Raw genomic sequence first — 25,902 nt, 5'->3', positions numbered from 1 at the left:
TCAGTCCAGGCAGAACTCGTTGCCCTCCGGGTCGGTCATCACGATGAACCCGCCGCTCATCGGCGGGTCCGGTTCGAAGCGCTGCACCCGCGTGGCGCCGGCCGCGACGAGCCGCTCGCACTCGACCTCCAGCGCGGTCATGCGTTCGGGTCCTTCCAGACCGGGCGCGGCCCGCAGGTCGAGGTGGAGCCGGTTCTTGGCCGACTTGGCCTCGGGGACCTGCTGGAAGAAGATCCGTGGCCCACGGCCCTCGGCGTCCTCGAGGGCGGAGCTGCCTCGGCGTTGATCCTCGGGCACGCCCATCTCGGCGAGGAAGTCATCCCAGACCGAGAACGGATCCACGCCCTCGGGGATCTCGCGGCCCGGGGGAGCGGGGTGGACGTAGCCGGGGAGCGCCTCGCGCCAGAAGTAGGAGAGGGCGACCGGGTCGTGGGCGTCGACGGTGACTTGGAACTCGCGGCTCATCGGGGTGCTCCTTCGGTGTGCAGGTACAGGTCGCGCAGCAGGCAGACCTCGGACAGATGGTGGATCAGTTCACGGTGGATGTGCAGCACGAGGTCGGCCATCGGCGCCTCGGGGTAGGGCTCCTTGTCCCCGACGGCGGTGCGCAGCGCATCCTCGTCGAGGCTGTGCACGCCGGCGAGCCAGCGGTCGATCTGCGTGCGCAGCTGGGTCATCGCCTCCTCCGCCGAACCTGCGTACTCCCAATCCTGGTAGGTGGCTGCCGGCGCGCCGAAGTGGGCCGCACTACGCATCGCCAGGACGCCGACGATCACGTGCCCGAGCCGCCACGCGATGGTCGTGAACGGTGCGGGATCGAGGTCGGCGAAGGCGAAGTCGATGGTGAAGTCGCCGGAGCCACCCTGAACCGGGGCGGTCGACTCGCCACGGGGCCGGACGTTCCAGGCGTCCGGCACGGGGGACCAGAAGTACTCCTCGTCGGTCAGCCCGGCGAAGCGTGGCAGGCAGTGGTGAGTCCAGTGGAACTCGAGCTGTTCGGCGAGGATGGCGCTCCATGGCGCCTCCGGTGTGGTGGTCATGGCTCGATCATCGATCCAGAAGAGGACAGGATCGGTCCGCTTGCTGTGGCAGGCTGACGCCGTGGCCGAGACCGAACGCGGGACGACCGAGCGGGTGCTCGCACTCCTCGGCATGCTGCAACGGCGCCAGATCTGGACCGGGCCCGAGCTCGCGGAGGCGCTGGGGGTGACGGTGCGGACCGTGCGGCGCGACGTGGAGCGGTTGCGGTCGCTGGGCTATCTGGTGGAGGCGAGCCAGGGGTTGGGTGGCGGCTACCGGCTGCACGCCGGCCGCGAGCTGCCGCCGCTGATGCTCGACGACGGCGAGGCGACCGCGATCGCGGTCGCTCTCCTCAGCCGGGCCCAGGCGGGGGAGCGGGGGGCGGCCGATGCCGCGCTGGGTGCCTTGACGAAGTTGCATCGGGTCCTGCCGGCGAGGCTGCGCGACCAGGTGGCGGCCCTGCACCGGGCGGTGGACTTCTTCGACGGTGCGGGTGATCCCGTGGACGCCGGGGCCCTGATGGTGCTGGCCGGGGCGTGCCGCGACCGTCATCAGGTGGGCTTCGGCTACTCCCGTAGCGATCACGAGGCTCCCCAGGAGCGCCGGGTGGAGCCGTACCGGCTGGTCACCTCGGAGCGCCGATGGTACCTGCTCGCCTACGACCTCGACCGGGACGACTGGCGCACCTTCCGGGTGGACCGGATGTCGGAGGTGGCCGCTCGGACCTGGCGGTTCGCGCCCCGGCAGGCGCCCGACGCCGCCCGCTTCGTGCAGGAGGGCGTGACGGGGCGTGCGTACCGCCGTCAGGCGCGCTTCCTCGTGGACGCGCCGGCAGAGCAGGTGCGCCGGCAGATCCCGGCCAGGGCCGCCGTCGTGCTCGCTCGTGGCCCGCGCAGCGAGGTGCGGGCCGGAGCGGACGACCTCGACTACGTGCTCCTGCACGTGGCCATGCTCGGCCACGAGTTCGAGGTGCTGGAGCCGGCGGACCTGGCCGAGAGGGCTGGGGAGGTGGCCCGGCGCCTGGGACGAGCCGGCGATCGCCCCCGGCGTCCGGCGCCGGCGACGCCCGCTGGGCCGGACGGTCTCGCCCTGGCGCGGCGCTACTACGAGGAGATCGTGGCCCCGCTGCTGATGCAGCGCTGGCCCGGACTCCCGCACGCGGCCGCCCGGCTGGGCAGCGGGTCCGATGTGCTCGGGTTGGACGATGCGATGTCGCGCGATCACGACTGGGGCCTGCGGCTGACGCTGCTGGTCGAGGATGCGATGGCGCCGGAGGTGGAGGCGTATCTGGGCGAGACGCTGCCGGACGCTTTCCTGGGCCTGCCGACGCGGTTCGCCTTCTCCGGGCACACCGAGCCCGCGCATCACATCGAGGTGGCCAGTCCGTCCCGGTTCGTGATCCACGGGCTGGGGTTCGATCCCCGGGGCGAGGTGAGCGCCGAGGACTGGCTGTCGCTGACCGGACAGGCGGTGCTGGAGATCGTCGCGGGACCGGTGTTCCACGACGGGACCGGCGAGATCACCGCTCTACGCAGCGCCCTGAGGTGGTATCCCGATGACCTCTGGCGCCATGTGGTCGCGGCCGACTGGGCCCGGCTCGCCGAGGAGATGCCGCTGATGAGCCGCGCGGGCGACGCGGGCGATGACCTCGGCTCGCGCGTGATCGCCGCGCGCCTCGTGGACGTCGCGATGCACCTGTCCTTCACCCTGTCCCGGCAGTGGATGCCGTATGCGAAGTGGCGCGGCACGATGCTGGGCCGGCTGCCGGGGATGGACGGCGTCCATCAGCATCTGCGGGCGGTGCTGGGGGCCGCCGGGTGGCGTGAGCGGCAGGAGTGCCTGGCCGGCGCACTGGACCTGCTGCTCGAGCGTCAGCAGGAGGCCGGGCTCCCCGCTCCGCGGCCGGCCACCACCGGCTTCTGGGACCGGCCGTACCGGGTGGCACGGGAGGAGATCAGCGCTGCACTGCTGGCCGGGGTCTCCGACCCGGCGGTGCGGGCACTACCGCCTGGTCGGGGGAGCGCGGAGCAGATCAGCGACAACGTCGCCGTGCTGCTGGACCCGGCACGGCGCCTGGCACTGGTGGGGCGCACGGGTCTCGCAGACCATTGACATGCAAGTCAGTACTTGCCTATCGTGTCTGTGTGGCCGATATCTACCGAGCACTCGCCGACGAGACCCGCCGGCTGCTCATGGATGAGCTCGCGGCGGGGGAGGGCAAGACCCTGTTCGAACTCTGCGGTGCGCTCACCATGGGCCACGGGCTGACCATGAGCCGGCAGGCGATATCGCAGCATCTCACCGTGCTCGAGGACGCCGGGCTCATCACCACCCAGCGGCGCGGCCGCTCCAAGTTCCACTACTTCACCCCAGCGCCACTGGCCGAGATCCAGCAGCGGTGGCCCAACGAGAGGACCCCCTCATGAAGATCGGACTGACCAGCGTCTTCGTCGACGACCAGCAGCACGCCCGGCAGTTCTACACCGAGGTCCTCGGTTTCCGGATCAAGCACGACATCCCGTTCGGTGAGGACTCCTGGCTCACCGTCGTCTCGCCGGAAGACCCCGACGGCACCGAGCTGTTGCTCGAACCGGCGGGACACCCCGCGGTGAAGCCCTACCGCGACGCGTTGATGGAGGACGGTATCCCGCTGGCCCAGTTCCAGGTGACCGACGTGGCGTCCGAGCATGCCCGGCTGACCGGGCTGGGCGTGCAGTTCACGCAGGGGCCCACCGACATCGGGACGGCCGTGATCGCCGTCTGCGACGACACCTGCGGCAACCTCATCCAGCTGGTCGCGCCCGTCCAGAGCTAGGGGAGCGGCAGGCCGGCCCCTGACAGGGCGGAGCCGATGGCCGGCGAGAGGGCGGGTACGGCGACGTTCAGCAGGCACGCCGTCGCCGCCACCACGATCGCCGCGCTGGTCAGCGCTCGCCGCGAGGCGCCCTCGTTGCCGAACCGGTGACCGGCCGCGACCGCTCCGGCCCCCAGCACCAGGCCGTACAGCGTGCCCTCGACGTTGCTCACGCCGAGCATCATCCAGGCCGTCGTGGCCGCGCCGAACAGGAGCGAGGAGTGCAGGGGAGTCACGGCGGAGCCGCGATGTGCGCTCACGCCTGCCACGACGGCGGCGCTCACCAGCGCGGGGGCGACCACCCAGAGCGCGACGGAGTGGCCGGCGAGCGCCCACTGGTGCATGGCGGCCGCCGGGCTGAACAGAGAATCCAGCGCGATGATCAACGCGCCGGCAGTCACGGTGCGCGCCAGGCCGCGGACGCTCGCGGCCATGGCAGGCGCGCCACCGGAGGCGATCGGCGCCGGGACCGATGCCTGTTCGAGGACCGTCATCGCCAGCTCCCGTCTCGTGGCCAGGGGAGCGCCACGTTACCCGGCGTTCACCCGCCGGCCACTCGCCCGGGCGTAGATGTGAGCGAGCCGACCCCTCACGCCGCGAACACGGGCACGGCGCCAGCCAGGACCACCGCCGTGGTCAGGGCGATCAACGCGACGGCGACCGCACGCACCTGCCGGGGCCAGGGCCGGCCCGAGGCCAGTCCGGCGAGCAGTGCGCCCGTCGCGAGCAGAGCGCCGTACAGGGAACCCTCCAGGTTGCCGACACCCCAGGCGATCCATCCTCCGGTGGCTGCGGCGACCAGCAGTGAGGAGCTCCAGAACGACAGGACCGCCCTTCTGCTCGCCGCGACGCCGGCCACCACGGCCAGGGCCATGGCCACGGGGAACAGCACCCAGATGGTCACCGAGTACCCGACGAGCGCGGCGGGAGTGAGGGCGGCGTCGGGTCTGGTCGCGGCATCGGCGGCGACGGCACCGATACAGGTGAGTGCCGCGGCGCCCGCGCGTCGCAGGCTATGACGGACCACACCGATCTTCTCGACGGCGAGACGTTCCGGGGCGACGGGCGACAATGCCCGTGCGTGAACCACCATGATTGACTCCAGTGTCGAGATGGGGTTGATACGTTACGGGGCGTTCATCCCCGCCGCACGTGGGCGCGCCGGCCGGACCGCAGGTCCGGCGTCAGCTGTGGCGGCTCAGGTCGAGCGCCGAGCCGGCCCATCCGGCGGGATCGTCACCGTGGGGCACGAACACGAGGGTGTAGTGAAGGCGGAGCAGGTCCCACCAGACGCGTTCGGAGGCGGTGAGGCGCCGGACGGTCTCGTATCCGGCGAGCAGGTGTGCGTGCGTCCCGGTGGGGACGGGGCCCCAGTCATGGAAGCGGGTGCCGAGCAGGACCGCCGACCGGGCGAGCTCGTCGACGCAGCGATCGCGGCGCAGTTCCTCGAAGTCGAGTACCGCCGCCACCTCTGCGCCCGAGCACAGGATGTTCGCCGAGCGGTAGTCGCCGTGCAGCAGCTGCACCGGCGCGTCGAGGCCGGGGGCGTCGGCGAGACGATCCCGAAGGTTCCGGACGGCAGCCGAGGGCAGGTGCGCACCCGCCGCTCCGAGCCACGCTGTCATCCCGGCAGCGTCATGGGGCTGTGAGGGCCCGATCACGCGCTCACGGCCGGGGTGCTCGGCCAGGGCGAGGTGGAGCCTGGCCAGCACGGCTCCGGCGGCGTGAACCTGGCGCGGGTCGCCGGCATCGAGCATCGGGCTCTCGATCACCCGCTGCAGGGCGATCGAGACGCCGTCGACCTCGATCTGCAGCGCCCCCGAACGTGCCGGGAGCGGCGCCGAGACCGGCAAGCCGGACTGATGCAGCCATCGGACCAAGTCCGCCAGCGCCGACAGGCGAGCGAACCGCTCCGGCGCCACCGACCATTTCGCGAGCATCCGGCCCCTCGTGGTCGAGAGCCACGCCAGCACGTTGCGATCGCTGAGGACGAGACGGTCGCAGGAGTCGACCGGGAGATCCCAGTGGGCCGAGACGGTGGACGTGAGCCAGTGCACCGCGGCCGCTGCGTCGGTGAATCCGGCCCGCTCGGTCAAGGTGCGCGCAGGATCCACCTGTTCCCACAGCATCGTGACCGGCGGGTGGTTCATGCGGTCATCCCAGCACATCCTGATCCTGTCCGTCGTCGCTCTCGCGGCTCTGGCAGCGGACGTCGTCAGAGCGAGTCAGCCTCGCGTACGTGACTGGATCCTCGGCATGCTCGGGGTCGCAGGCATCGTTGCCGCCGGCGTGGTCGGCGGCGTCGCGATCCGCGCGGTGGACGGAACGATCGTCGCGGTCCCGTGGCCGCCGGCGGCGGCGCTGATCGCGATCGGGGCGGCGTGCACCAGCCTCGCCACGACGCTACGTCGACGGCACCTGCGCACCAAGTCGAATCAATCCGGAGGGCTCAATCCAGCCACTCCTGAAAGTCGCCGATAATGTACATTATGTCATTCCAGGCTTCTCAGGCGCGATGCGTGGCCGACATGTCCACGCACACCACTCCCCGGTTACCGTCCTGGTCGGCGATCACCGTGAGCGACGGTGCCTGACTGTCGTCGACGATGCTGCCGCCCGCGGCGAGAACGGCGTCGATCCGTGCTGCGAGAGCCTCCGGTGCGACATAGACCTCAAGATGGAATCGCTCGCAGGATGCATCCTTCGGATCGAGCTCACCGAACCACAGGTTCGGCACCCGCCCGGTAGCGTCCCGGATCTCGTCGCTCGGCGATCCACGCCCCTGGGACGACGCGCTGCCGGTCAGAAGCGCAGCCCACACCGGCGCAATGGTCGCCGAACTTGTCGTGTCGAGACCGAGCTCGATCTCGCTCACCGATGCCGGGTCGGCGGCCAGGCCGAGATCGGCGGCGATCACCGTGATCAGCCGTGCGAGATCGAGGTCCTGCTGGCTCACCCATTCGACTCGGTGCTCGGTCCCCTCGCCGTCGCGGTAGACGGCGTCATCGGAGACCAGCTCCAGGTCCACGTGCCCCGTGCTGATCGAGACACGGGGATGATGCCCGAGCGAATGTCCTGCCTCGGCGAGCGCGGCGACGAAGCGCGCGGCGGCGCCGAAGTCCTCGACCAGATATCGCGCGTGAAGCCCTTGGGCCAGCTTGCGCCAGTCGGCCAGACCTGCTTCGGCGATCTGTGAGCCACTCAGCATGTCCATGGGCCGACTCTAGCCTCATCCGTCTCCATGGTGGGGTTGACGCTACGCTCGGCGCATGACGACGAAGTCGATCCTGCACCAGTACCTCCAGGAGCACCGCGAGGCGCTGCTGTGGAAGCTCGACGGCCTCGACGAGCGGCAGATGCGCACGCCGATGACCCCGACGGGCACCAACCTGCTCGGCCTGGTCAAGCACATGGCCGGCGTGGAGCAGGGCTACTTCGGGCTGGTCTTCGGGCGTGATCACCCCATCGCGATGCCCTGGGCCGAGGACGACGCCGAGCCGAACGCGGACATGTGGGCCACCGCCGAGGAGACCAGCGAGGAGATCGTGGCGATGTATCGCGCGGTGTGGCAGTTCGCCGACGAGACCATCACGATGCTCGATCTCGATGCGCCGGGCCGGGTGCCGTGGTGGGGTACGCACGGCGAGGTGACGCTCGGCCGCATGCTCATTCACGTGACCAGCGACCTGGCGCGGCACACCGGACACGCCGACATCATCCGCGAACTGATCGACGGCACCGCCGGCCTTCTCCCCCAGGCGCTCAACCTGCCCGCCTCGGATGCCGCGTGGTGGAACGACTATCGCGAGCGGCTCCGCACGGTGGCCGAGGAGGCGGGGCACCCCAGCCGCTGACGGCTACTCGAACGGTGAGGGGTCTCCCGCACCGCGCCGTACGACGTCGGCCACCCCCTCCGAGAGGTCGATGACGGTCGTGGGTTCGTCACCGCACTCCCCCGCGTCGATGATCGCATCGAGGCTGTGGTCGAGCTCCTCCTTGATCTGCCACCCATCGGTCAGTGGGTCTTCCTGATCCGGAAGCAGCAACGTGCTCGAGAGCAGCGGCTCACCGATCTCGGCCAGCAGCGCGTGCACCACCGGGTGATCCGGGATGCGGACACCGACCGTCTTCTTCTTCGGGTGCAGCAGCCGCCTGGGCACCTCCTTGGTCGCGGGCAGGATGAACGTGTAGCTGCCCGGCGTGGCCGCCTTCACCGCCCGGAAGACGGCGTTGTCCACGTGCACGAACCGGCCCAGCTGGGCGAAGTCGGCGCACACCAGCGTGAAGTGGTGGCGCTCGTCCAGGCGGCGCAGGTCGAGGATGCGCTGCTTGGCCTGGGGGTTGCCGAGCTGAGCGCCGACGGCGTAGCAGGAGTCCGTCGGATAGGCGACCAGGCCGCCGTCGCGGATGATGTCCGCCACCTGGCGGATCGCACGGGGTTGCGGGTTGACCGGGTGAACGTCGAAGTAGCGCGCCATGGTCCACCATAGGCACGGAGGCCGTGATCTGCTCGACCGCACACGGCCGTGACCCGCACAGTGGTCCCATGACGGACGACTTCGACACCCTGGTCGCCGAGGGCGACGCGGTGGACCTCGCCGGGTGGGACTTCTCCTGGTTCGAGGGGCGGGCCAGCGAACAGCGACCACCCTGGCGCTATTCGTCCCTGCTCAGCGAGCGGATGGCGCGGGCGCATGCCGCCCTGGATCTGCAGACCGGCGGTGGGGAGGTGCTCGCCGAGATCGCCTCTCCCCCACCGCGGCTGGCCGCCACCGAGTCCTGGGAGCCGAACCTCGAGGTGGCCCGCGCGCGGCTGGCGCCGCTGGGAGCCGAGGTGGTCCGTGCCCCCGACGACGGCCCCCTGCCGTTTCCGGCAGCGTCCTTCGATCTGGTCACCGCCAGGCTGCCCGTCCTCACCCCCTGGCCGGAGATCGCACGCGTCCTGGCGCCCGGGGGCACCTTCCTCTCCCAGCAGGTCGGGCACGCGACCAACATCGAGCTCACGCGCGCCATGCTCGGTCAGCACATCCAGCCGAGCGGGCGGCAACCGCACGGCGAGGCAGCGAAGGCTGAGGCCGCCGGACTGGAGGTGGTCGACCTGCGGGAGGCCAGCTGCCGGGTCGAGTTCTACGACATCGCGGCCGTGGTGCACTTCCTGCGCAAGGTGATCTGGACCGTCCCGGACTTCTCCTCCGAGAGGTACCTGCCCCAGCTACGAGCCGTCCACGAGACGATTCGCCGCGAGGGCGTGTTCCTGTCGCACGCGAGCCGCTTCCTCATCGAAGCGGTGCTCCCGGGCCGGACGTAGGACTCAGCCGATCTTGCGGGCGGCGCGGCGGCGCGACAGCTCATCGTCGACCGCGCTCTGGCCCTCGTCCTCGGCCTTCTCCGTCGGAAGCTCGGCGAGACTGCCCTCGACCTCGCGCCAGACGCGCCCGACCGCGATCCCGAAGACGCCCTGTCCGCCCTGGACCAGGTCGAAGACCTCGTCCGCCGAGGTGCACTCGTAGACCGAGGCGCCATCGCTCATCAACGTGATCTGGGCGAGGTCATCGACCCCGCGTTCACGCAGGTGCTCGACCGCCGAACGGATCTGCTGCAGCGAGACGCCGGTGTCCAGCAGCCGCTTGATCACCTTGATGACCAGGATGTCGCGGAAGCTGTAGAGACGGTGCGTGCCCGAACCCGTGGCCGGTCGGATGCTCGGCTCGACCAGGCCCGTCCTGGCCCAGTAGTCGAGCTGACGGTAGGTGATGCCGGCGGCACGACAGGCGGTCGGTCCCCGGTAGCCCGTCGTGGTGTCCAGGTCCGGCAGGGTGTCGCCGAACAGCATCCCCTGGGCCCGTTGCGGGACGCCTGGGGTGGCGTCCGCCTGTGCGTCGCTGCCGCTCACGCCTGCTCCATTCTCATGCCGGACTTACACCACTGTACTCCGTGGTTTCCGGCGACGGTGGTCCGGGATCTGATCGACCTTGCGTACCTGACGCTATTGGTGCCGGTGCCCCGGGTCAACGACATGGGTGCGAAAGCGTGTCGGCGTGTCGCCCGCGGCGAGTCTCACCCTCGACTTCAGGGTCATTCTTCTCAGGACTGCTCGTCCTCGTCGGAGAAGTCGCCCGGCTCGACGGAGTCGAGAAACGACCTGAACTCCGCCACGCGCTCCTCCGCCTCGTCCGCCCCGAGGGTGCCGGTCAGGTGGACGTGCTCACGGTCGTCCTCGTCGACATCGAGCACCACGGCGGCCTCGTCGAGAACGGTGTCCTCGCACCACACCGCCACCCCGGCGCGGAGTCCGACGGCGATGGCATCGGACGCGCGTGAGTCGACCCGCCGGCCGTTGGTGAGCACGATCTCGGCGATGAACGTGCCCTCGCGAAGTTCGGTGATCGCCACCTGGTGCACCCGCACGTCGGTGGCCTCCAGGCAGGCCAGCAACAGGTCGTGCGTGCCCGGTCGCGGCATCGGCATCCCCGCCTGCACGGTGGCGATCGCGACCGCCTCATGCGGACCGACGACGATCGGCAGGGATCGCGGCCCGTCATGCTCGTTGAGCAGCACCAGCACTTCCTGTTCGGGCGCGTTCAGTCGCACCCGCACACCGAGTACCTCCATCTGTCGCACACCTCCACGCTACGCCGCGTGGCGGCGGGGTGCGAGAGCCCGGTGCGGCGGGTCACTCCATCCGGTCCACACCGGCACCCAGGAGTGCGGTGTGCAGGGAAGTCATCGTGGCCGTCAGCTCGGTGGCCATCGCATGAGCCTTCGCACGCGAACCGCTCGCCGACGGGCCCGTGCGCTGGGAGCGGACCGGGGCGACGATCTGCTCGACGAGGTCGAGCTGACGATCGGCGGCGCTGCGCAGTGCTCGCAGGTGCCGGTCGTCGATGCCGTGCGCGGCCAGTTCGTCGGCGAACCGGACGATCTCGACCGATCGCGCGGGGAACTTCCCTGCCGCGTCGGCGACCAGCAGCCCGGTCGAGGTCAGGGAGGCCACCCGCTCCGGATCGCAGCCGGCGGCGCGGGCGACCTGATCCGCCGTCAGCCGCCCCGGCGGCGAGGGATCGGCGAGGATCTCACCGTCCTCACTGATGACCCGCGCCCCAGGAGCGGGCGGGTCCGCTCCCCCGGCATCGAGCTCGGCGAGGCGTTCGCGGATCACCTTCCAGGGCAGGAACGAGTCCCGCTGCGCCGCGAGCGCGAAGCGGAGCCGCTCGACGTCGGCGAGGGAGTACCGCCGGTACCCGGACGGCGTCCGATGCGGACAGACCAGGCCCTGGTCCTCCAGGAATCGCACCTTGGAGACCGAGATCGCCGGGAACTCACGCTTGAGGACCGAGAGCGCACCACTGATGTTCATCGTCGGGGTCCGGGAGACGCCGAAGGGCCATGCCGGCGCGTCCGCCTGCTCCCGTGCGGCGGACGAACTCACTGGCCGGGTTCGCCCGTCTGGTCGTCCTGCCCCGCCGCGTGACGTCGCGGGCTGGGATGGAACGTCAGACGGTACTTGCCGATCTGCACCTCGTCCCCGGCCTGCAGCACCGCGTCGTCGATGCGGCTGCGGTTGACGTAGGTCCCGTTCAGGCTGCCCACGTCGCGGACCGTGAACTCGCCCGCATCGGAGAGGAACTCGGCGTGCTTGCGCGAGACGGTCACATCGTCGAGAAAGATGTCGGCGGAGGTGTCGCGCCCGGCCGTGACGCGCTCGTCGTCGAGGAGGAACCGCGCCCCGGCGTTGGGCCCGTGCTGGACGATGAGCAGGGCCGACGAGGGCGGCAGTGCCTCCACGGCCGAGCGGTCCGAGGCATCGATCGCCCCCGGCGTCGCCTCCCCGGTCTCCGGCACGATGCGCCCGAGCGCGGCAGTGGTGTGTGGCGCCGGTCCCTGGCCGGACGCGGCCTGTGCGCCCTGTGCGCCCTGTGCGCCCTGCTGCTCAGTCATCGTCGCGCCTCCCCGGTACCTGGCATGTCGGACCCGCCTGATCAGGTGTGTCCATGGTCGCAGACTCTACCCTCACCAGAGTAGGTCCCGGGCCCGTCCGGTCCAGGGCTCCGGTCGACCCTCAGTCGTCCTCGACCGGCTCGGCGAACTCCGGATCCGGAGTCTCGCGCACCGACGTGATCTGGACGAGCTCCCGCTCGGAAACCTCGACCGTGGCCCCCCGGTTGCGCATGATCGCGAAGGCGCCTCCGGGGATGTCCAGGGCCACGGCGATCGTGTCGGCGTTACCGACCACACGCCACTCGTACGGCGGCTCGATCGACGTCCCGTTCACGCTCAGGCCCCCGTCGGCGGTGTCGAGGAAGGCGGAGGAGGCGGTCAGTCGCTGACCCGAGACGGCGATCGCCTCGGCTCCGGCGTTACGCATCTCCTCGAGCATGTGCACCATCTGCTGGGCATCCACGTCCTGCGCGTCGTCCACGGTGACCACCACGCCAGGACCCTCCACCGGCACGGTTCCGGCCAGGATCTGCAGCAGGTCCAGGTAGTCCTCCTGCACGGCAGGATCGCCGGATCCGGAGAGCAGGCTGTCCCGCTGCCGGGCGAGCTGCTCGGCCTGGGTCGTCAGCTCCTCGTTGCGCTGGGTGACCTCGTCGAGCAGCCGGACCAGGTCGTCCTCACGCAGCGCCGCGAACTCGTCGTCCTGGGTCTGGCGCACCTGGGTCACGATCGCGAGCCCGAGGAGGAGGCACATCAGGGCGATCAGTATCTGCGAGCGGAGCGTGACCCCTCGGCCACGGTGCGCCCGGTCGTGGTGCCTCATGCCTTGAACACGTGCCGCCGGATCGAGGCGGCGTTGGAGAAGATGCGGATCCCGAGCACGACGACGACGGCGGTGCTCAGTTGGGAGCCCACGCCGAGCTGGTCCCCGAGGAAGACGAGGAAGGCGGCGATGAGGACATTGAACAGGAAGGAGGTGACGAAGACGCGTTCGTCGAAGACCTCCTCCAGGCGCGCCCGGATCGCTCCGAAGAGCGCGTCGAGCGCCGCGACCACGGCGATGGGCAGGTAGGGCTGCAACTCGGCGGGGACCGGCGGCTGCAGGATGAGACCGAGCACGACCCCGACGATCAGGCCTGCCACGGCGATCATCGCGCCCTCCCTTCGTCGTCGCCGTTCAGTCTGACACGCGCGCCCGGCTCCCCGTCTGCGCCCCTCATGACGACTCGGTCACGACCCTCGGTGTCAACGGGGTCCCGGCTTCCATGCGCAGCTCCTGCGCCCGCTCGAGCGAGGACGAGATCGAGTGCTGTGCCGACAGGAAATTCAGGTAGCCGGCCGCCTGCGTCCTGGCGAAGGCGGTGCGCATCCCGTCCGGGTCCCCGATCGCCTGGATCTCATACGGCGAGACGAGCGGTTGCAGATCGACCAGGATCGCATCGCCGGCCGCCCGGATCGCCGTCTGCGACGTCAACCGGTGTCCGTTGACCGTGACCGCCTCCGCACCGGCGGACCACAGCCCGTTGACGATGATCTGCAGGTCCCCGTCACGCACCCGGCCGTCGGCGGCATCGCGCTCACCGCTGTCGACGGAGGGGGCATCGGCGATGGTGACCACCACGCCTGGCCCGTGCACCGCCGTCGTGCCGGCAGCCGTGCCGATCCGCTCGGTCAGTTCCAGGATCTCCTCGGCCTCCGCGCCCAGGGACAGCTCCTGCAGCTCGGTGATCTCCTCCCGCAACTCGGCGTTGCGCGCGGCCAGTGTCTCGCCGTCGGCCGTCCTGTCCCGGACCTCCTCCACGAGCACGTCGGAGGCGGTCTCCAGAGCAGGAGCGCGCAACTCGCGGGCGGCCCACACCGCGGTCAGGCCGAGCACCACGGCGAGGACGAACGTCACCGACCGGCGCAGGGGCGTGGCGGGCCGGGCCGTTCCGCGTCGGCGCGCCTCGCTCGCCGCGGCATACCCGAGGTCGAGTGGGCGTTCCAGCACCTCGTTGAGCAGGGTCATCGACGCGTCGGGGCGACGTGCGCCGGCAGGATCACCCGCCCTGGATTTCAGCGGGACCTGTCCGCCCCTCACGCGGCGACCGCCCGGCCGGTCAGGACGTCGCGGAACTGCTTGAGATAGAGCAGACCGGCGACCCAGTAGAGGAACACGCCCCAGAGCGCGGCAGCCCACCCGATCACCCAGGCCACCTCACCCAGCGGGTTGTCCAGGTGGGTGAGCAGCAGCAGCGGGAAGGCGTACATCAGGGCGAACGTGCCCGCCTTACCCGCCATGTGCACCGGGAACCCGTCGTAGCCGCGCCGCGCCATGGAGGGCAGGCACAGGCCCACCGCGAGCTCACGTGCCAGGATCGCTCCGACCAGCCACCAACCGATGGTGCCCTGGAAAGCGAGCCCGGTGATGGTGACCAGGATGAAGAGCCGGTCGGCCGAGGGGTCGAGGAACTTGCCCAGGCGCGTGGTCTGGTCGAACCGCCGTGCGATCACGCCGTCGAGCCAGTCGCTGACACCGGCCGCGACGAGCACGAAGAAGGCGGCGATCATGTGCCCCTCGAAGATGAGCACACCGACCACCGGCACCATCAGCAGCCGCAGCGCACTGATCGCGTTCGGTACCGTCACGATCCGGTCGGCAGCTGCATCGTCGGTCCCGGACCCGCCCTCGGACGGGCCCACGGACCGGCTCGGACCCTCGGACGTGCTCACCAGGCGATGCTATGCGATCCGCGCGTACGCGGCGCCGCGCACCTACCGTTCTGCCACACTGGTGCCCATGCTGCCGGCCCTCCTCGTGGCGTCCCGCGGCGCCGACGTGCCCCGGACCGCCACCGTGGCCGGGGGCTGAGCGGTGGAGCTGCTCACCGGGAGCGGACTCGCGCTGGCCTCCGGACTCAATGCCTATGTGCCCATGCTCATCATCGGGCTGCTCGGCCGCTTCACCTCCGTCCTCGAACTGCCCGGGGAGTGGGCCTGGATCACGAACGAGTGGGTGCTGGTGATCCTGGGCGTGCTGCTCGCGGTCGAGATCGTGGCCGACAAGGTCCCGGCCGTCGATCACGTCAATGATCTGCTGCAGACGATCGTGCGGCCGACGGCGGGCGGCATCGTCTTCACCGCCGGATCCGGGGCCGTGACCCCGGCCACGACCGATCCCGCCGAGTTCTTCACCAGCGCCGCTGTGGTGCCCTTCGCCTGCGGTGTGGTGCTGGCGCTGCTGACCCACGTCGGCAAGTCCACGGCACGGGCCGGGATCAATCTCTCCACCGCCGGTGTCGGCGCACCGGTGGCGTCCACGGTCGAGGACATCACCTCGGTGGCCCTGACGATCGTCGCGCTGCTGCTGCCGGTCCTGGTCATCGTGCTGGTCCTCGCCGCGGCACTCATCGGGTGGCGGGTGCAGCGGCGGCGACGCCGACCGGCGTAGGTTGTGCCCATGAGATTCGGTTTCTTCATCCCCCAGGGCTGGCGCTTCGACCTCGTCGGGATCGACCCCGTCGACCACTGGAGCACGATGAATGGCCTCGCGCAGGTCGCCGACGCCGGCGCCTGGGACTCGATCTGGGTCTACGACCACTTCCACACCACACCCGAGCCCAGCGACGAGGCCACCCATGAGGCGTGGTCGCTGATGGCAGCGTTCGCGGCCTCGACGTCGCGGGTCAAGCTCGGCCAGATGTGCACGTGCATGGCGTACCGCAACCCCGCCTATCTCGCCAAGGTGGCCGCGACGGTCGACGTCATCTCCGGCGGGCGCGCCCAGATGGGGATCGGCGGAGGCTGGTACGAGCACGAGTGGCGGGCCTATGGATACGGGTTCCCGCGGGCCGGCGTCCGCCTGGGCATGCTCGACGAAGGCGTGCAGATCATGCGGCAGGCCTGGACGGAGGGCTCGGCCACCCTGGACGGTACCCACTACCAGGTCGACGGCGCCATCGTGCAACCGCGCCCGCTGCAGGAGGGCGGCCTGCCGTTGTGGATCGCCGGGGGCGGGGAGAAGGTCACCCTGCGGATCGCCGCACGGTATGCCACCCACACCAACTTCGACGGGTCGCCGGAAGGGTTCGCGCACAAGAGCGCGATACTCGCCGAGCACTGCGCGCAGGTCGGTACCGACGTCGATGCCATCGTCCGCTCCTCCAACTACAACGTGGCCATCGGGGCCACCGAAGCCGAGGTGGCCGACCGGCTGCGGCTGCTGCAGGAACGGATGACCTCCTCCCTCGGGGACGAGCGAGCCCGGGCGATCACCGAGCAGTACCGCACCTCGCTCACCACAGGCACCCCCGAGCAGATCGTCGAGCGTCTGAGCGCGATGCAGGAGGCCGGCATGACCTACGCGATCCTGTACTTCCCCGAGGCGGCCTACGACCGTTCCGGGATCGAGATGTTCGAGCAGCAGGTGCTGCCGGAGCTGACGTCATGACCAGCAGCCCGCAGCGTCCGGGTATCCACCGCGACCGCCGGCTGTGGCGGATGGGGACCAAGCAGATGCTGATCACCCTCGGGGTGATCCTGCTGATCAACCTGGTGGCCTACCGCCTCGGGCTCGGGTTCGGGGGCACGCTCGTGCTCTGCGCGCTGATCGCGTTCTCGTGGCCGTTCGTGGCCACCTGGTGGAACCGGCGACGCCGCTAGGCAGCGCGGGGCGTGCGGGCCCGCCGCACCAGGAGATACATCTCGCACCCCAGGCAGAACCCGAAGGCCGCGTTGAGGAACGCCGCCACCAGCGCCACGCCGGCGAAGACGGGAGGCGCCCACGCGACGCCGAGCAGACCGAGAGTGAGCCCGAGACCGGTGATGACCAGCCCGACGGCCTGGGCGAACCTCGGCGGCGCCGGGTGCTCCAGCTCGGCGGGTGGCCGCAGCCGCGGCCGGATGAGCCGGCGGTAGAGCAGGCCCTGCCAGGTGCGCCCCACGCCCGCGGCCGCGCCGAGGGCGAACGAGGCAACGACCACCGCGAGCACCACCAGGCCGGCCTGTGGGTCGAGGATGATCACGGCGATCAGCAGGATGCTGGTGATCGCGGCCCCGACCCTGGGGCCACGGGGATCGATACCCTGCGCTGCCTGTGACATGTGTTGTCTCCTCCGGATCGTCTCGCCGTCGTCGATCTCAGCCGGTCGCCAGTGCCAGCGCCTCGCGGGCACGTCGGGGGGACGGCGCCCCGCTCACCCGGGCACGTAGGGTGCCGTCACCGTCGAAGACGAGGCTGGTGGGCGTGCTCAGCACGCCGAAGGTGCGCACCAGCTCCAGATGCTCGCTCACATCCAGCTCGACGAACGCCTCCGGCCCCACGACCGTCCGCCACAACCGGGCGCTGGGGCCGCAGGCCGAGCAGTACGGTCCGGAGAACTGCACCACCACTCCCTCGGGCCCGCTCGGCACGGAGACCGCGGCAGCGATCCGCGCGAGCCCGCTGCTGTGCCGGACCGAGCGCGGCGCACGCCGACGCTGGACCAGCAGCCACGCCACGGTCGCGGCGGCGAGCAGCGCTGCCACGGCAGCGAGTCGGATCCACAGGTCGGCCATGGAGTGAGGCTAGGCCGCGGGCACCCCCGCTCGTTCCCGCCGCTCAGGCGTCTCGCTCGGTGAGACGTCCGCTCTGCTCGGCGGATGCCAGCAGGTCGGCAGCCTCGTCGAGCGCCTCCTGCGCATGCCGGCGCGATTGCTCGGCTCGCTCCTTCTCCCTCGCCACCTGGGCCGCCTCCCGCTCGAGTTCTTCCCAGCGGCGGCGGGCCTGCAGCGCCTCGGACCGGATCGAGGCGAGGGATCCGGCCCGGCCGGCCAGCTCCGACTCGATCCGGTCCAGCGCCGCCTGCAAGCGGTCCACCCGACGCCGGGCTGCGCGGATCTCCGCCTCGTGACGCCCGCGCTGAGCAGCCCGGCCCGGGCGAGGGCCCGGGACCTCGTCGGGAGCGAGCTCCGGGACGGGCACGACGACGGCGCCCGGGCGACGTCCGCGTGGACGGCGCCCAGGAGCATCGGCCAGTGCCGTCGCCGCGACGGGATCGACACCGGGCCCGAGCGGCTTGGTCAGCCTGCCCGTGATCACCGCCCGCTCCGCGGCCTCCTCGGCCAGGACGGCAGCAAGAGTCTGGTTCACCTGGTCCAGCGCGCTCGCGCTCAGCGGCACCCCCAGCTCGGTGCACAGCGCGCCCAGCTCCCGCTCGATGGCGTGCACGAGGACGCGGCGCTCCCGGGCGAGCAACCGGAGGCGTTCGGCGTCGGGCTGCACGTGGGCCCGGCGCAAGGCTTCACCGAGGTCGAGCAGCTGCGCCAGGCGCTCCGGCATCCGGGCGACGAGCACGTTCACCGCCCACGCCGCACGCACCGGCTTCGGCAACGACCGGATCAGGGCTGCCGCCTGCGGTGCACTCGGTGCCAGGGCCGCCGCCTCAGCCTTCCGGACGTCGACGAACTCCTCCGGGCGGGCGCGGTAGACCCTCGCGGCAGCGTCCACGAGCGGATCGGTCATCGGCACATTCTGGCACCGGGGCCGCGGATCAGCGCCCGAGATCGGCCTCGAGCACCATGCTGCGCCCCTGCACGGCGAGCGCGACGTCGCCCACACTGCCGAACGTCAGTGCGCTGAGGTCGATCTCGTGCCCCTCCCACGGCGCCAGGCGTGCGCGTACGGTGCCGAGCGCCATCGCCACGAGCGGACTCGGGCTACGCACGGCGAGATCGCTCAGGCGCAGCACCATGTCGGTCCCGACGGCGGCCGAGCCGCTGCCGATGATCACTGCCCGCAGCGGCCCGCGCCTGATCGTGGCCTCCACCTCGATCTGCACGCGGCGGGGGTCAGGACAGGTCGCCGTCAGGTGCGCCCCGGTCAGCGTGAACCCGCTCGCGGCGACCCGCTCACCGAGCAGCGCGAGGGCACCGACCTCGAGGGTGTCGAGGTCGGTCTGCAGCCGCGCGCGCCCGGACAACGCCCCCGCGGCCGGCTGCTCGGCCCCGAGCCACCACTGCCCGTCGGGATCCCTGCGGTATCCCAGCACCAGGCCCTGCACCCGCGCCTCGGCGTGGACGGGGACGCCGTCGACCACGATCGGCCGTGCTCGGACGACGACGTCATCGGTGTGGCTGAGAAGTTCCCCCGTCGACTCGAGGCTCGCCGGACGGGAGGTGCGCAACCCCCGGGCGCGCAGCTCGAGGCCCGTCAGGCCGAGGTCCAAGGAGAGGATCCGCCCGTCGGCGGCCAGGACCGAAGCGACCTGCGGAACACCTGCATCGGGGCGCAGCGTCTCCACGAGGCCCGCGCACAGGCGCGCGTCGAACTCAGCGGACGCCGTCGGGAGTGGGGCGGAGCCGATCGGGAACATGGAACCTCCATCGTCGATGACCGGTCCCCCGGTGGACGAGGCAGGTCCCGGCCGCTCCCCCGAACGACCGGGACCTGCTGTCCGCCGACGCGCCGATGGCGGGTACGGAGCGGCTTCACTAGGGATTGTGGGACGTGCTGGGCCGGGCTGCGCACGAGGCGGCTGCCGGTGACGCGATGGTACCGCGGCGACCTCCTGCGCCGCCGGGGCTACTGGCCCTCGGCACGCCCGTCGCGCCAGTAGCCCATGAACGCCACCCGGCGCCGGCACAGGCCGATCTCGCTCACCATGGTGCGACGCAGCGCCCTGATCACCCCGGCTTCACCGGCGAACCAGGCGTAGAACGCTCCCCCGCAGCGCTCCCCGCGCCCACAGGTGTCCGGGGCCTGGCGCAGCACCGGCGTGTCCCAGAGGATGGTGGAGTCGATGTCGACCTCCTCCAGCTCGGCCCCGCCGTTGCCCGGCCCGATCAGATCGCCGTGCCGGCGCGCCCAGCTCGTCACGGCCGGGAGCAGCAGTGCTCCGTGCGGACGCCCCTCGCGCGCCAGCCACCGGATCGAAACCCCGGCAGGCAGCTCGAGCGGCAACTGGTCACCGGCCGCGGGAACCTCGATGAACGCCGTGGCCCGGCGCCCCGGCGGCAGCCGCTCGAGGATGGCACAGATCGCCGGCGCTGCGGTCTCATCACCGGCCAGCAGCACCTCGCGCGCGTCCCCGGGGGCCCAGTCCCGCCCGCCGGCCGAGCCCGCGGAGCGCACGTCCGGGCCGCTGATCACCAGCCGATCGCCGACCCTGGCCTGCCCGACCCAGCGCGAGGCCGGTCCGGTCTCACCGTGGGCGACCATGTCGACGTCGACCTCGGCCTGGTCGGGGCGCACCGCCCGGACCGTGTAGGTCCGGATGGCTCCCCGCGACTCGACGGGCAGGCCGCGCCAGCGCTCGTACCACGAGCCCGACAGGCAGGTCGCCTCGTCATCGGCCCCGATGTCATCGAGCGTGCCGTCCGCGCAGGGAAACAGGAGCTTGATCCGCTGATCGTCACCATCGGTCCCGAACCACTGCAGCTGCGGCCCCGTGAAGGTCACCCGGACGAAGTGCGGTGTCAACCGGCGCAGCGCCCGCACACTCACGGCGTAGGGCCGGTACGCGGGGCGGTCGTCCTTGCGCACGTCCTGGGCATCGGCGAGTGAGGTGAGCATTGCCTCAGTCAATCATGGCTATGCGACTTTCGTGATCCCCAAGTGAGCAAATCAACTCTCCGGCGCCGTCTCCGTCGTACGAGGGAGGTGCGGGGTGCGGGTGGCGGCTACGCTCGGGCGACGATGGACACCACCGAGACGACCCGAGGCCGGCGACTCTTCGCCTGGCTGAACGACCCGGACGAACCGTGGTGGGAACGGCCCGGCCCGACGCCGTCCCAGCGACGCCACGACGTCGTCGGTGCGCTGGTCTATCTCGCGGTCGCGCTGGGGGTGGTGGCGCTGTCGAAGTCCTACGGCATGCGGATCCCCGAGGAGCCGACGTGGCGCGCCTACCTGGCGATCGCCCTCATGGCGACGCCACTCGGAATCCGCCGGCGCTGGCCGCTGCCGTGCCTGATGGCTGCCTCGATGCTCTTCGTCGTCCTGAGCTATCTCAGCCCGGAGGTCTCGATCTCGGCCCCCTTCCAGGTGGCCTACTTCGCGGCGCTGTACACCGCGGTCGCCTGGGCGAAGGACCGTCGCCTGCTGTGGATCCTGATGGCCGCCGTGGTCCTGGCGATGGCACTGTGGATCACGATCACCCTGACGGTCACCAATGCCGCCACGCAGATGGACGACGTGTTCGTCGATGCGGCAGGGCCCCTGCCGCCGATGCTCGCCTTCGTGGTCTACACCGCGCTGCTCAACGGCGCCTACTTCGGTGGGGCCGTGCTGATCGGCCGCACCGCCTGGCGTACGGCTCTGGACCGTGAGCGCGTGCGTACGCAGGCGGAGCAGATCGCCGGGCAGGCCGCCGAACTGGCGACGCAGGCGGTGCTCGCCGAACGTGTCCGCATCGCCCGTGAGCTGCACGATGTCGTCGCCCATCACGTCTCGGTGATCGGCGTCCAGGCCGCCGCCGCCCGGCGCACCCTCCCGGTCGACCCCGCGCGTAGCACCGAGGCGCTGCGCACGATCGAGGTCACCAGCAGGGAGGCCGTCAGCGAGCTCCGCACGTTGCTGCACATCCTGCGCAACGACGGACACGACGGGCTCTCCCGCGCCCCCGAGCCCGGGCTGGCCGATCTCGATGCCCTCGCCCACACGCACCGCGAGGCCGGTCTGGAGGTGGACGTGGAGATCGTCGAGGCGCGTGCCGGAGACCTCGCGCGGATCTCGGATCCGCTGTCATTGTCCGCCTACCGGTGCGTGCAGGAGTCCTTGACGAACGTGCGCACGCACTCCAGCGCGCGGCGCGCCTCGGTGACCGTGCGCACCGGGGGCGAGGAGACGACGTCGTGGCTCGAGGTGGAGGTTCTCGACGCCGGCCGGCCGCGTGGACGGACGTCGGGCGGAGGGTACGGTCTGCGGGGAATCCGGGAACGGGCAGCCCTCCATCATGGGCATGTCGAGGCCGGGCCGCGCACGGCCGGACCGGGTTGGCGGGTCCGGGTACGTTTTCCCTACCGGAGCGCGGCCGGAGCCGAACCGGCACACGCAGCCCCGAGTACCGAAGGAGCAACCGGATGACGATCAGGATCGGGCTGGTCGACGATCAGGCGCTCGTGCGCTCGGGTTTCGCGATGGTGCTCTCGGTCGAACCGGACATGGAGGTGGTCGGTCAGGCGGCCGACGGACGGGCCGGCCTCGACCTGGCGCGCCGCGACGACGTCGACATCGTGCTCATGGATGTCCAGATGCCGGTCATGGACGGGATCGAGTCGACGCTGCAGATCGTCCGGGAGGATCTCGCCAAGGTCATCATCCTCACCACCTTCGACCGCGACGACTACCTGTTCGCGGCCCTCGAGGCCGGCGCCAGCGGCTTCCTGCTCAAGAACGCCGACCCGGACGAGCTCGTCGCTGCCATCCACGCCGTGGCCGAGGGGCATGCGCTGCTCGCTCCCGAACTGACGGTCCGGGTCATCCAGCGGCTGGTGCAGGGAAAGCAGGATCAGGCTCCGGCCGGCGGAGCAGGGCCGGGCGAGGGCTCCCCACCACCACCGGCGGCGGCGCACCCGGTCGAAGCGCTCACCGCGCGCGAGCGCGACGTGCTGGCGCTCATGGCCGAGGGCATGTCGAACGCCGAGATCGCCACCCGGTTGTTCGTCGGGGAGTCGACCGTGAAGACGCACGTCTCGCACGTGCTCGCCAAGATCGGAGCCCGGGACCGGGTGCAGGCGGTCGTCTACGCCCATCGTGCGGGGATGACCACCCGCCCCTAAGTCGCCGCACCTCCCCCGCACGGGGGAGCACCGGATCTCCGCCGCCCGGGCGAGGCGGCCGCAGGGTCACTCTCCCTAGGCTGGAAATCTCAATCAGCCGGCGTGAAGGAGTGCCATGTCCGCACCTGCCCTGGAGGTCCGCGACCTCACCCGACGGTTCGGCGAGAAGGTCGCCGTCGACAACGTCTCGTTCACCGTGGAGCCGGGCACCATGACCGGCTTCGTCGGTGCCAACGGGGCGGGGAAGACCTCGACCATGCGCATGATCATGGGCGTCCTGGCCCGCCATGGCGGTGAGGTGCTCTGGGACGGCCGGCCGATCACCCGCGCCGACCGTGCCGCCTTCGGCTACATGCCCGAGGAACGCGGCCTCTATCCCAAGCAGGGCATCCTGGATCAGCTGTGCTATCTCGGGCAGCTGCGCGGCCTCACCCGAGGCGACGCCGCCGCCGAGGCGCAGCGGCTGCTCGAGCGCTTCTCGCTCGGCGGGCGCGCCAAGGACAAGCTCGAGTCCCTCTCCCTGGGCAACCAGCAGCGGGTCCAGGTCGCCGCGGCCCTGCTGCACGGCCCCACCGCGCTCATCCTCGACGAGCCCTTCTCCGGGCTCGACCCGGTGGCGGTGGACTCGATGGTCGACCTGCTCAGCGACAAGCTGCGTGACGGCGTCCCGGTGCTCTTCTCCAGCCATCAGCTCGACCTCGTGGACCGGCTCTGCGACTCGCTGGTGGTGCTCTCCGACGGCGTGGTGATGGCCTCGGGCACCGCACACGCGCTGCGCAGCCGCGGGCCGAGGCGCTTCCGGATCACCACCCCGCCCGACGCCGGTTGGCTGCGGGAGGTGGCGGACCTGCAGGTGCTCGACGTCGACGGCGCGACCGCGATCGTCGAATCCCCCGGCCCGCTGGATCGCGCACTCATCACCCGGGCAGCCGCGTTCGGACTGACCGAGCTGACGCCGCTGGTGCCCACCCTGGCCGACATCTACCGTGAGGTGACCGCATGAGCCCCGCCGCGACCGAGGAGACGACCGAACGCGTGCTGGTGCGCGCACCGTGGCGCACGGTCACCTCCCGCGAGATCCTCGTCAAGATCACCGACCGTAGTTTCGTGCTCTCCACCGTGCTGACCACGGTCATGCTCATTGCGGCCGTCGCCCTCTCCGCCTTCCTGTCCGCGCGCACGAGCACCTACACGGTGGCCACGGCCGAGGAGGCGGTGGCCACAGTCGCGGACACAGCGGCCGAGGCGATCGAGGCCGGAGGTGACGAGCTCGAGCTCCTTGCCGCGGGTTCGGCGCAGGAGGTGCGTGACGCCGTCGGCGGCGGCGAGGCCGACGCCGGGTTGGTCCGCACCGGCGAGGGCTACGTCCTGGTCGGGGACGACGAGATCCCGGGAGCGTTGCAGGGCGCCATGACTCAGGCCGTGCGAGACGCGGTCCTGGCGGAGAACGCCGCCGCCGCCGGATCCTCACTGGCGGAGCTGGAGGCCGGCAGCGAGCTGGCGGTACAGCTGCTGAACGAGGACTCGGGCCAGAACGTGGCGGCGCAGGTCCTCGGATTTGTCTTCGCGTTCCTGTTCTACATGGCCGCGATCATGTTCGGGATGACGATCGCGAACTCGGTGCTGGAGGAGAAGCAGAACCGCGTGGTGGAGATCCTCGCCACCGCGATCCCGGTCCGTCAGCTCCTCTACGGCAAGGTGCTGGGCAACTCGATCCTGGCGTTCGCCCAGATCGCGCTGTACGCCGTGGTCGGACTCGTCGCCGTGAACGCCGCCGGGCTGGCCCAGGACATCGGCTGGATGGTGGGCGCCTCGGGCTGGTTCATCGCCTTCTTCGCGGTGGGCTTCCTCGCGCTCGCCGCCGTCTGGGCAGTACTCGGCTCCCTGGCCAGCCGCGCGGAGGACCTGCAGTCGAACACCGGACCGATCATCGTGGTCATCATGGCCGTGCTGTTCGTGGGCCTCTTCGCCACCGGGCCCCTGCTCACCGCGGCCAGCTTCGTCCCCGTCATGTCCTCGGTGGCGATGCCGGTCCGCCTCCTCGCCGGCGATGTCGCCCTCTGGCAGCCGATCGTCTCACTGCTGCTGACGGGGGCAGCGGCCTACCTGATGGTGCGTGGCGGGGAGCGGATCTACCAACGGGCCGTCATGCAGGGCGGGACGGCGTTGAGCTGGCGTCAGGCGCTACGGCTGGAGAGCTGAGGGCGCCCGGCGCGGCCTACTCGACGGCGATCGTGACCGTCCCGCTGACGGCCGCGTCCTCGTAGCCCCGGACGAGCACGACCGCGGTTCCGCCCTCGGTGGCGGTGACCGAGACGTAGGGGTCGAGCGAGTCGCCGGTGTCCGGGGCGTCCGCCTCGCGGTCGTCGTTCTCCTCGTAGGTGCCGTCCGCCAGCCCGATCCCGGCGACCGCGTCGCCCTCATCGGCCACCACGTCGACACTGAGGGTCTGGCCCGGCTCCAGCTGCAGCTGCCGCGACCAGGTCTGGCCCTCCGCGGCGGTGAACTCCTGCGCACCGATCTCCGCGCCGGCGGCCGGCCCCCCTCCTGCCTGCAGGTCGAACGCGAGACCGGACTCGCGCAGATCCTCGACGAGGACCTCGTGCTCGCCGGCCTGCAGCACCATCGTCAGGCTCGCGTCGTAGGAGTTCTCCGACTCCACCGATCCGTCGTCGTCACTCCAGCGCGTCCCGTCGGCGGCCGTGACCTCCAGCCGGGGGTCTACACCGTCCTCGGAGAGGGTGTCCAGCCAGTACACGCCGGGCTCGTCGACCACGAGCGTGAAGCTCGCGGCGCCGCCGTCGGGTACCTGCACGGCAGCGGTCTCGCCCGGCGCGAGCGTGCCGCCCGGTGGCGGCAGGGGCGGGTCGGTACCGGGATCTGACGGTTGCACCGTCGCGACCGACGGGGTCGGCGCAACCGCTGGTTCCAGGTCCGATCCCAGGCCCGAGATCAGCCGCACCGCCACGATCACCACGATCGCCACGACCACCACTGCGACGCCCAACACCACGAGGAGGGCGGTGCGGCCCGACCTCGGCGGTGGCGGCGTGGTCGGCCCGTACGCTCCCGGCGTGCCCGGCACCGGCGCAGGTGGCGCGACCGGGCCGCGTCGCTCGGTCCAGCCCGCGCCGTCCCAGTAGCGCACCCACCCATGCTCCTGCGGGTCCGGATACCACCCAGCCGGCACCGACATACCCACCCCTGCTCCCGGCCGGACGGCCCCTCATGATTCGACGTCGTGCACCGGTGATCGTACTCTCGTCCGTGGCGCTCTCGCGGTGGCGGACTCCCCATCGGCGAGCACCGTCGCACGGCCCGCCACGCACCCTTCCCACGACGAGAGGTCCTCG

The 25,902-nt window shown here is 71.1% G+C and carries 34 protein-coding genes; 13 read left to right on the top strand and 21 right to left on the bottom strand.

Annotation, left to right across the window (positions count from 1 at the left end; all coding sequences use genetic code 11):
- Together LQF12_RS08125 and LQF12_RS08120 are read right to left on the bottom strand one after the other, a co-directional pair.
- On the bottom strand, positions 1-465 hold the full coding sequence (locus LQF12_RS08125) for a VOC family protein (protein ID WP_231055450.1): 465 nt from the start codon (positions 463-465) through the stop codon (positions 1-3).
- The gene (locus LQF12_RS08120; RefSeq protein ID WP_231055449.1) at positions 462-1,040 is read right to left on the bottom strand and encodes a DinB family protein; all 579 of its coding nucleotides are present in this window, start codon (positions 1,038-1,040) and stop codon (positions 462-464) included. The genes LQF12_RS08125 and LQF12_RS08120 overlap by 4 nt, the downstream gene beginning before the upstream one ends.
- Before the next feature lie 61 nt (positions 1,041-1,101).
- On the opposite strand from LQF12_RS08120, the gene LQF12_RS08115 reads away from it, so the two are divergent.
- Genes LQF12_RS08115 through LQF12_RS08105 form a run of 3 tightly spaced genes read left to right on the top strand, consistent with a single transcriptional unit; the run spans position 1,102 to position 3,835 of the window.
- Positions 1,102-3,132, top strand: coding sequence for a DUF4037 domain-containing protein (locus LQF12_RS08115; protein WP_231055448.1), 2,031 nt, complete (start codon positions 1,102-1,104; stop codon positions 3,130-3,132).
- Between the two features lie 32 nt (positions 3,133-3,164).
- Complete coding sequence (locus LQF12_RS08110; protein WP_231055447.1) at positions 3,165-3,446, top strand: ArsR/SmtB family transcription factor; 282 nt, start codon at positions 3,165-3,167, stop codon at positions 3,444-3,446.
- Positions 3,443-3,835, top strand: coding sequence for a VOC family protein (locus tag LQF12_RS08105; RefSeq protein ID WP_231055446.1), 393 nt, complete (start codon positions 3,443-3,445; stop codon positions 3,833-3,835). Before LQF12_RS08110 ends, LQF12_RS08105 begins: the two co-directional genes overlap by 4 nt.
- Here the strand turns inward: LQF12_RS08105 and LQF12_RS08100 are convergent.
- From LQF12_RS08100 to LQF12_RS08090, 3 genes are all read right to left on the bottom strand, one after another.
- Positions 3,832-4,368, bottom strand: coding sequence for a hypothetical protein (locus tag LQF12_RS08100; RefSeq protein ID WP_231055445.1), 537 nt, complete (start codon positions 4,366-4,368; stop codon positions 3,832-3,834). The genes LQF12_RS08105 and LQF12_RS08100 overlap by 4 nt on opposite strands.
- 95 nt (positions 4,369-4,463) lie before the next feature.
- A complete protein-coding gene (locus LQF12_RS08095; protein ID WP_231055444.1) occupies positions 4,464-4,967 on the bottom strand; it encodes a hypothetical protein in 504 nt (167 codons plus the stop codon).
- Between the two features lie 91 nt (positions 4,968-5,058).
- Positions 5,059-6,024 (bottom strand): phosphotransferase enzyme family protein, encoded by a 966-nt coding sequence (locus LQF12_RS08090; RefSeq protein WP_231055443.1) that lies wholly within the window; start codon positions 6,022-6,024, stop codon positions 5,059-5,061.
- Between LQF12_RS08090 and LQF12_RS08085 the strand changes: the two genes are divergently transcribed.
- Positions 6,023-6,355, top strand: a complete 333-nt coding sequence (locus tag LQF12_RS08085; RefSeq protein WP_231055442.1) for a hypothetical protein — start codon at positions 6,023-6,025, stop codon at positions 6,353-6,355. The genes LQF12_RS08090 and LQF12_RS08085 overlap by 2 nt on opposite strands.
- Before the next feature lie 25 nt (positions 6,356-6,380).
- On the opposite strand, the gene LQF12_RS08080 is transcribed toward LQF12_RS08085, so the two are convergent.
- Entirely contained in the window at positions 6,381-7,088 is a 708-nt protein-coding gene (locus LQF12_RS08080) for a 4a-hydroxytetrahydrobiopterin dehydratase (RefSeq protein WP_231055441.1), read from the bottom strand.
- A 55-nt stretch (positions 7,089-7,143) separates the two neighbouring features.
- Between LQF12_RS08080 and LQF12_RS08075 the strand changes: the two genes are divergently transcribed.
- On the top strand, positions 7,144-7,728 hold the full coding sequence (locus LQF12_RS08075; protein ID WP_231055440.1) for a DinB family protein: 585 nt from the start codon (positions 7,144-7,146) through the stop codon (positions 7,726-7,728).
- A 3-nt stretch (positions 7,729-7,731) separates the two neighbouring features.
- Here LQF12_RS08075 and LQF12_RS08070 read toward each other — a convergent pair whose 3' ends face one another.
- A complete protein-coding gene (locus LQF12_RS08070) occupies positions 7,732-8,352 on the bottom strand; it encodes an L-threonylcarbamoyladenylate synthase (protein ID WP_231055439.1) in 621 nt (206 codons plus the stop codon).
- 68 nt (positions 8,353-8,420) lie between these two features.
- Between LQF12_RS08070 and LQF12_RS08065 the strand changes: the two genes are divergently transcribed.
- Positions 8,421-9,182 carry a class I SAM-dependent methyltransferase gene (locus tag LQF12_RS08065; RefSeq protein WP_231055438.1) on the top strand — a complete coding sequence of 254 codons (762 nt, stop codon included), beginning with the start codon at positions 8,421-8,423 and terminating at the stop codon, positions 9,180-9,182.
- 3 nt (positions 9,183-9,185) lie between these two features.
- Here LQF12_RS08065 and LQF12_RS08060 read toward each other — a convergent pair whose 3' ends face one another.
- The 8 genes from LQF12_RS08060 to LQF12_RS08025 all read right to left on the bottom strand — a co-directional run bounded on the left by LQF12_RS08060 (position 9,186) and on the right by LQF12_RS08025 (position 14,524).
- A complete protein-coding gene (locus tag LQF12_RS08060) occupies positions 9,186-9,707 on the bottom strand; it encodes a MerR family transcriptional regulator (RefSeq protein ID WP_231055561.1) in 522 nt (173 codons plus the stop codon).
- 251 nt (positions 9,708-9,958) lie between these two features.
- On the bottom strand, positions 9,959-10,486 hold the full coding sequence (locus tag LQF12_RS08055) for a bifunctional nuclease family protein (protein ID WP_231055560.1): 528 nt from the start codon (positions 10,484-10,486) through the stop codon (positions 9,959-9,961).
- Between the two features lie 61 nt (positions 10,487-10,547).
- Complete coding sequence (gene ftsR / locus LQF12_RS08050; RefSeq protein WP_231055437.1) at positions 10,548-11,303, bottom strand: transcriptional regulator FtsR; 756 nt, start codon at positions 11,301-11,303, stop codon at positions 10,548-10,550.
- Positions 11,300-11,812, bottom strand: a complete 513-nt coding sequence (locus LQF12_RS08045; protein WP_231055436.1) for an FHA domain-containing protein — start codon at positions 11,810-11,812, stop codon at positions 11,300-11,302. Before LQF12_RS08045 ends, ftsR begins: the two co-directional genes overlap by 4 nt.
- 121 nt (positions 11,813-11,933) lie before the next feature.
- Positions 11,934-12,566, bottom strand: coding sequence for a DUF881 domain-containing protein (locus LQF12_RS08040; RefSeq protein ID WP_231055435.1), 633 nt, complete (start codon positions 12,564-12,566; stop codon positions 11,934-11,936).
- Between the two features lie 65 nt (positions 12,567-12,631).
- Positions 12,632-12,964: a small basic family protein gene (locus tag LQF12_RS08035; RefSeq protein ID WP_231055434.1), complete on the bottom strand. Its 333-nt coding sequence runs from the start codon at positions 12,962-12,964 to the stop codon at positions 12,632-12,634.
- Positions 12,965-13,028: 64 nt separating this feature from the next.
- Positions 13,029-13,820 (bottom strand): DUF881 domain-containing protein, encoded by a 792-nt coding sequence (locus LQF12_RS08030; RefSeq protein WP_231055433.1) that lies wholly within the window; start codon positions 13,818-13,820, stop codon positions 13,029-13,031.
- A gap of 68 nt (positions 13,821-13,888) precedes the next feature.
- The gene (locus LQF12_RS08025) at positions 13,889-14,524 is read right to left on the bottom strand and encodes a CDP-alcohol phosphatidyltransferase family protein (RefSeq protein ID WP_231055432.1); all 636 of its coding nucleotides are present in this window, start codon (positions 14,522-14,524) and stop codon (positions 13,889-13,891) included.
- A gap of 142 nt (positions 14,525-14,666) precedes the next feature.
- On the opposite strand from LQF12_RS08025, the gene LQF12_RS08020 reads away from it, so the two are divergent.
- From LQF12_RS08020 to LQF12_RS08010, 3 genes are read left to right on the top strand one after another with little or no spacing between them, the layout of a single operon-like run.
- Complete coding sequence (locus LQF12_RS08020) at positions 14,667-15,242, top strand: DUF4126 domain-containing protein (RefSeq protein WP_231055431.1); 576 nt, start codon at positions 14,667-14,669, stop codon at positions 15,240-15,242.
- Between the two features lie 9 nt (positions 15,243-15,251).
- Positions 15,252-16,241 carry an LLM class F420-dependent oxidoreductase gene (locus tag LQF12_RS08015; RefSeq protein ID WP_231055430.1) on the top strand — a complete coding sequence of 330 codons (990 nt, stop codon included), beginning with the start codon at positions 15,252-15,254 and terminating at the stop codon, positions 16,239-16,241.
- The gene (locus LQF12_RS08010; protein ID WP_231055429.1) at positions 16,238-16,453 is read left to right on the top strand and encodes a hypothetical protein; all 216 of its coding nucleotides are present in this window, start codon (positions 16,238-16,240) and stop codon (positions 16,451-16,453) included. The genes LQF12_RS08015 and LQF12_RS08010 overlap by 4 nt, the downstream gene beginning before the upstream one ends.
- Here LQF12_RS08010 and LQF12_RS08005 read toward each other — a convergent pair.
- The 5 genes from LQF12_RS08005 to LQF12_RS07985 form a co-directional block, all read right to left on the bottom strand.
- The gene (locus LQF12_RS08005; RefSeq protein WP_231055428.1) at positions 16,450-16,893 is read right to left on the bottom strand and encodes a DUF4395 domain-containing protein; all 444 of its coding nucleotides are present in this window, start codon (positions 16,891-16,893) and stop codon (positions 16,450-16,452) included. The genes LQF12_RS08010 and LQF12_RS08005 overlap by 4 nt on opposite strands.
- A gap of 37 nt (positions 16,894-16,930) precedes the next feature.
- A complete protein-coding gene (locus LQF12_RS08000) occupies positions 16,931-17,347 on the bottom strand; it encodes a thioredoxin family protein (protein WP_231055427.1) in 417 nt (138 codons plus the stop codon).
- Between the two features lie 43 nt (positions 17,348-17,390).
- A complete protein-coding gene (locus LQF12_RS07995) occupies positions 17,391-18,293 on the bottom strand; it encodes a hypothetical protein (RefSeq protein WP_231055426.1) in 903 nt (300 codons plus the stop codon).
- 28 nt (positions 18,294-18,321) lie between these two features.
- On the bottom strand, positions 18,322-19,143 hold the full coding sequence (locus LQF12_RS07990) for a hypothetical protein (RefSeq protein ID WP_231055425.1): 822 nt from the start codon (positions 19,141-19,143) through the stop codon (positions 18,322-18,324).
- Positions 19,144-19,352: 209 nt separating this feature from the next.
- Entirely contained in the window at positions 19,353-20,342 is a 990-nt protein-coding gene (locus LQF12_RS07985) for a siderophore-interacting protein (RefSeq protein ID WP_231055424.1), read from the bottom strand.
- Between the two features lie 123 nt (positions 20,343-20,465).
- Here LQF12_RS07985 and LQF12_RS07980 point away from each other — a divergent pair, with 123 nt between their 5' ends.
- From LQF12_RS07980 to LQF12_RS07965, 4 genes are all read left to right on the top strand, one after another.
- Positions 20,466-21,854 (top strand): sensor histidine kinase, encoded by a 1,389-nt coding sequence (locus LQF12_RS07980; protein WP_231055423.1) that lies wholly within the window; start codon positions 20,466-20,468, stop codon positions 21,852-21,854.
- Positions 21,851-22,549, top strand: coding sequence for a response regulator (locus tag LQF12_RS07975; protein ID WP_231055422.1), 699 nt, complete (start codon positions 21,851-21,853; stop codon positions 22,547-22,549). The genes LQF12_RS07980 and LQF12_RS07975 overlap by 4 nt, the downstream gene beginning before the upstream one ends.
- 115 nt (positions 22,550-22,664) lie before the next feature.
- Positions 22,665-23,552 carry an ABC transporter ATP-binding protein gene (locus LQF12_RS07970; protein ID WP_231055421.1) on the top strand — a complete coding sequence of 296 codons (888 nt, stop codon included), beginning with the start codon at positions 22,665-22,667 and terminating at the stop codon, positions 23,550-23,552.
- The gene (locus LQF12_RS07965; RefSeq protein WP_231055420.1) at positions 23,549-24,751 is read left to right on the top strand and encodes an ABC transporter permease; all 1,203 of its coding nucleotides are present in this window, start codon (positions 23,549-23,551) and stop codon (positions 24,749-24,751) included. The genes LQF12_RS07970 and LQF12_RS07965 overlap by 4 nt, the downstream gene beginning before the upstream one ends.
- Positions 24,752-24,767: 16 nt before the next feature.
- Here the strand turns inward: LQF12_RS07965 and LQF12_RS07960 are convergent, their stop codons facing one another.
- Positions 24,768-25,745 (bottom strand): DUF2510 domain-containing protein, encoded by a 978-nt coding sequence (locus tag LQF12_RS07960; protein WP_231055419.1) that lies wholly within the window; start codon positions 25,743-25,745, stop codon positions 24,768-24,770.
- Between the last annotated feature and the right edge of the window lie 157 nt (positions 25,746-25,902).

Source organism: Ruania suaedae (assembly GCF_021049265.1).
Classification (GTDB): Bacteria; Actinomycetota; Actinomycetes; order Actinomycetales; family Beutenbergiaceae; genus Ruania; species Ruania suaedae.
Note: the sequence above shows the minus strand (reverse complement) of the source record. Positions and strands in the feature narration are given on the sequence as shown.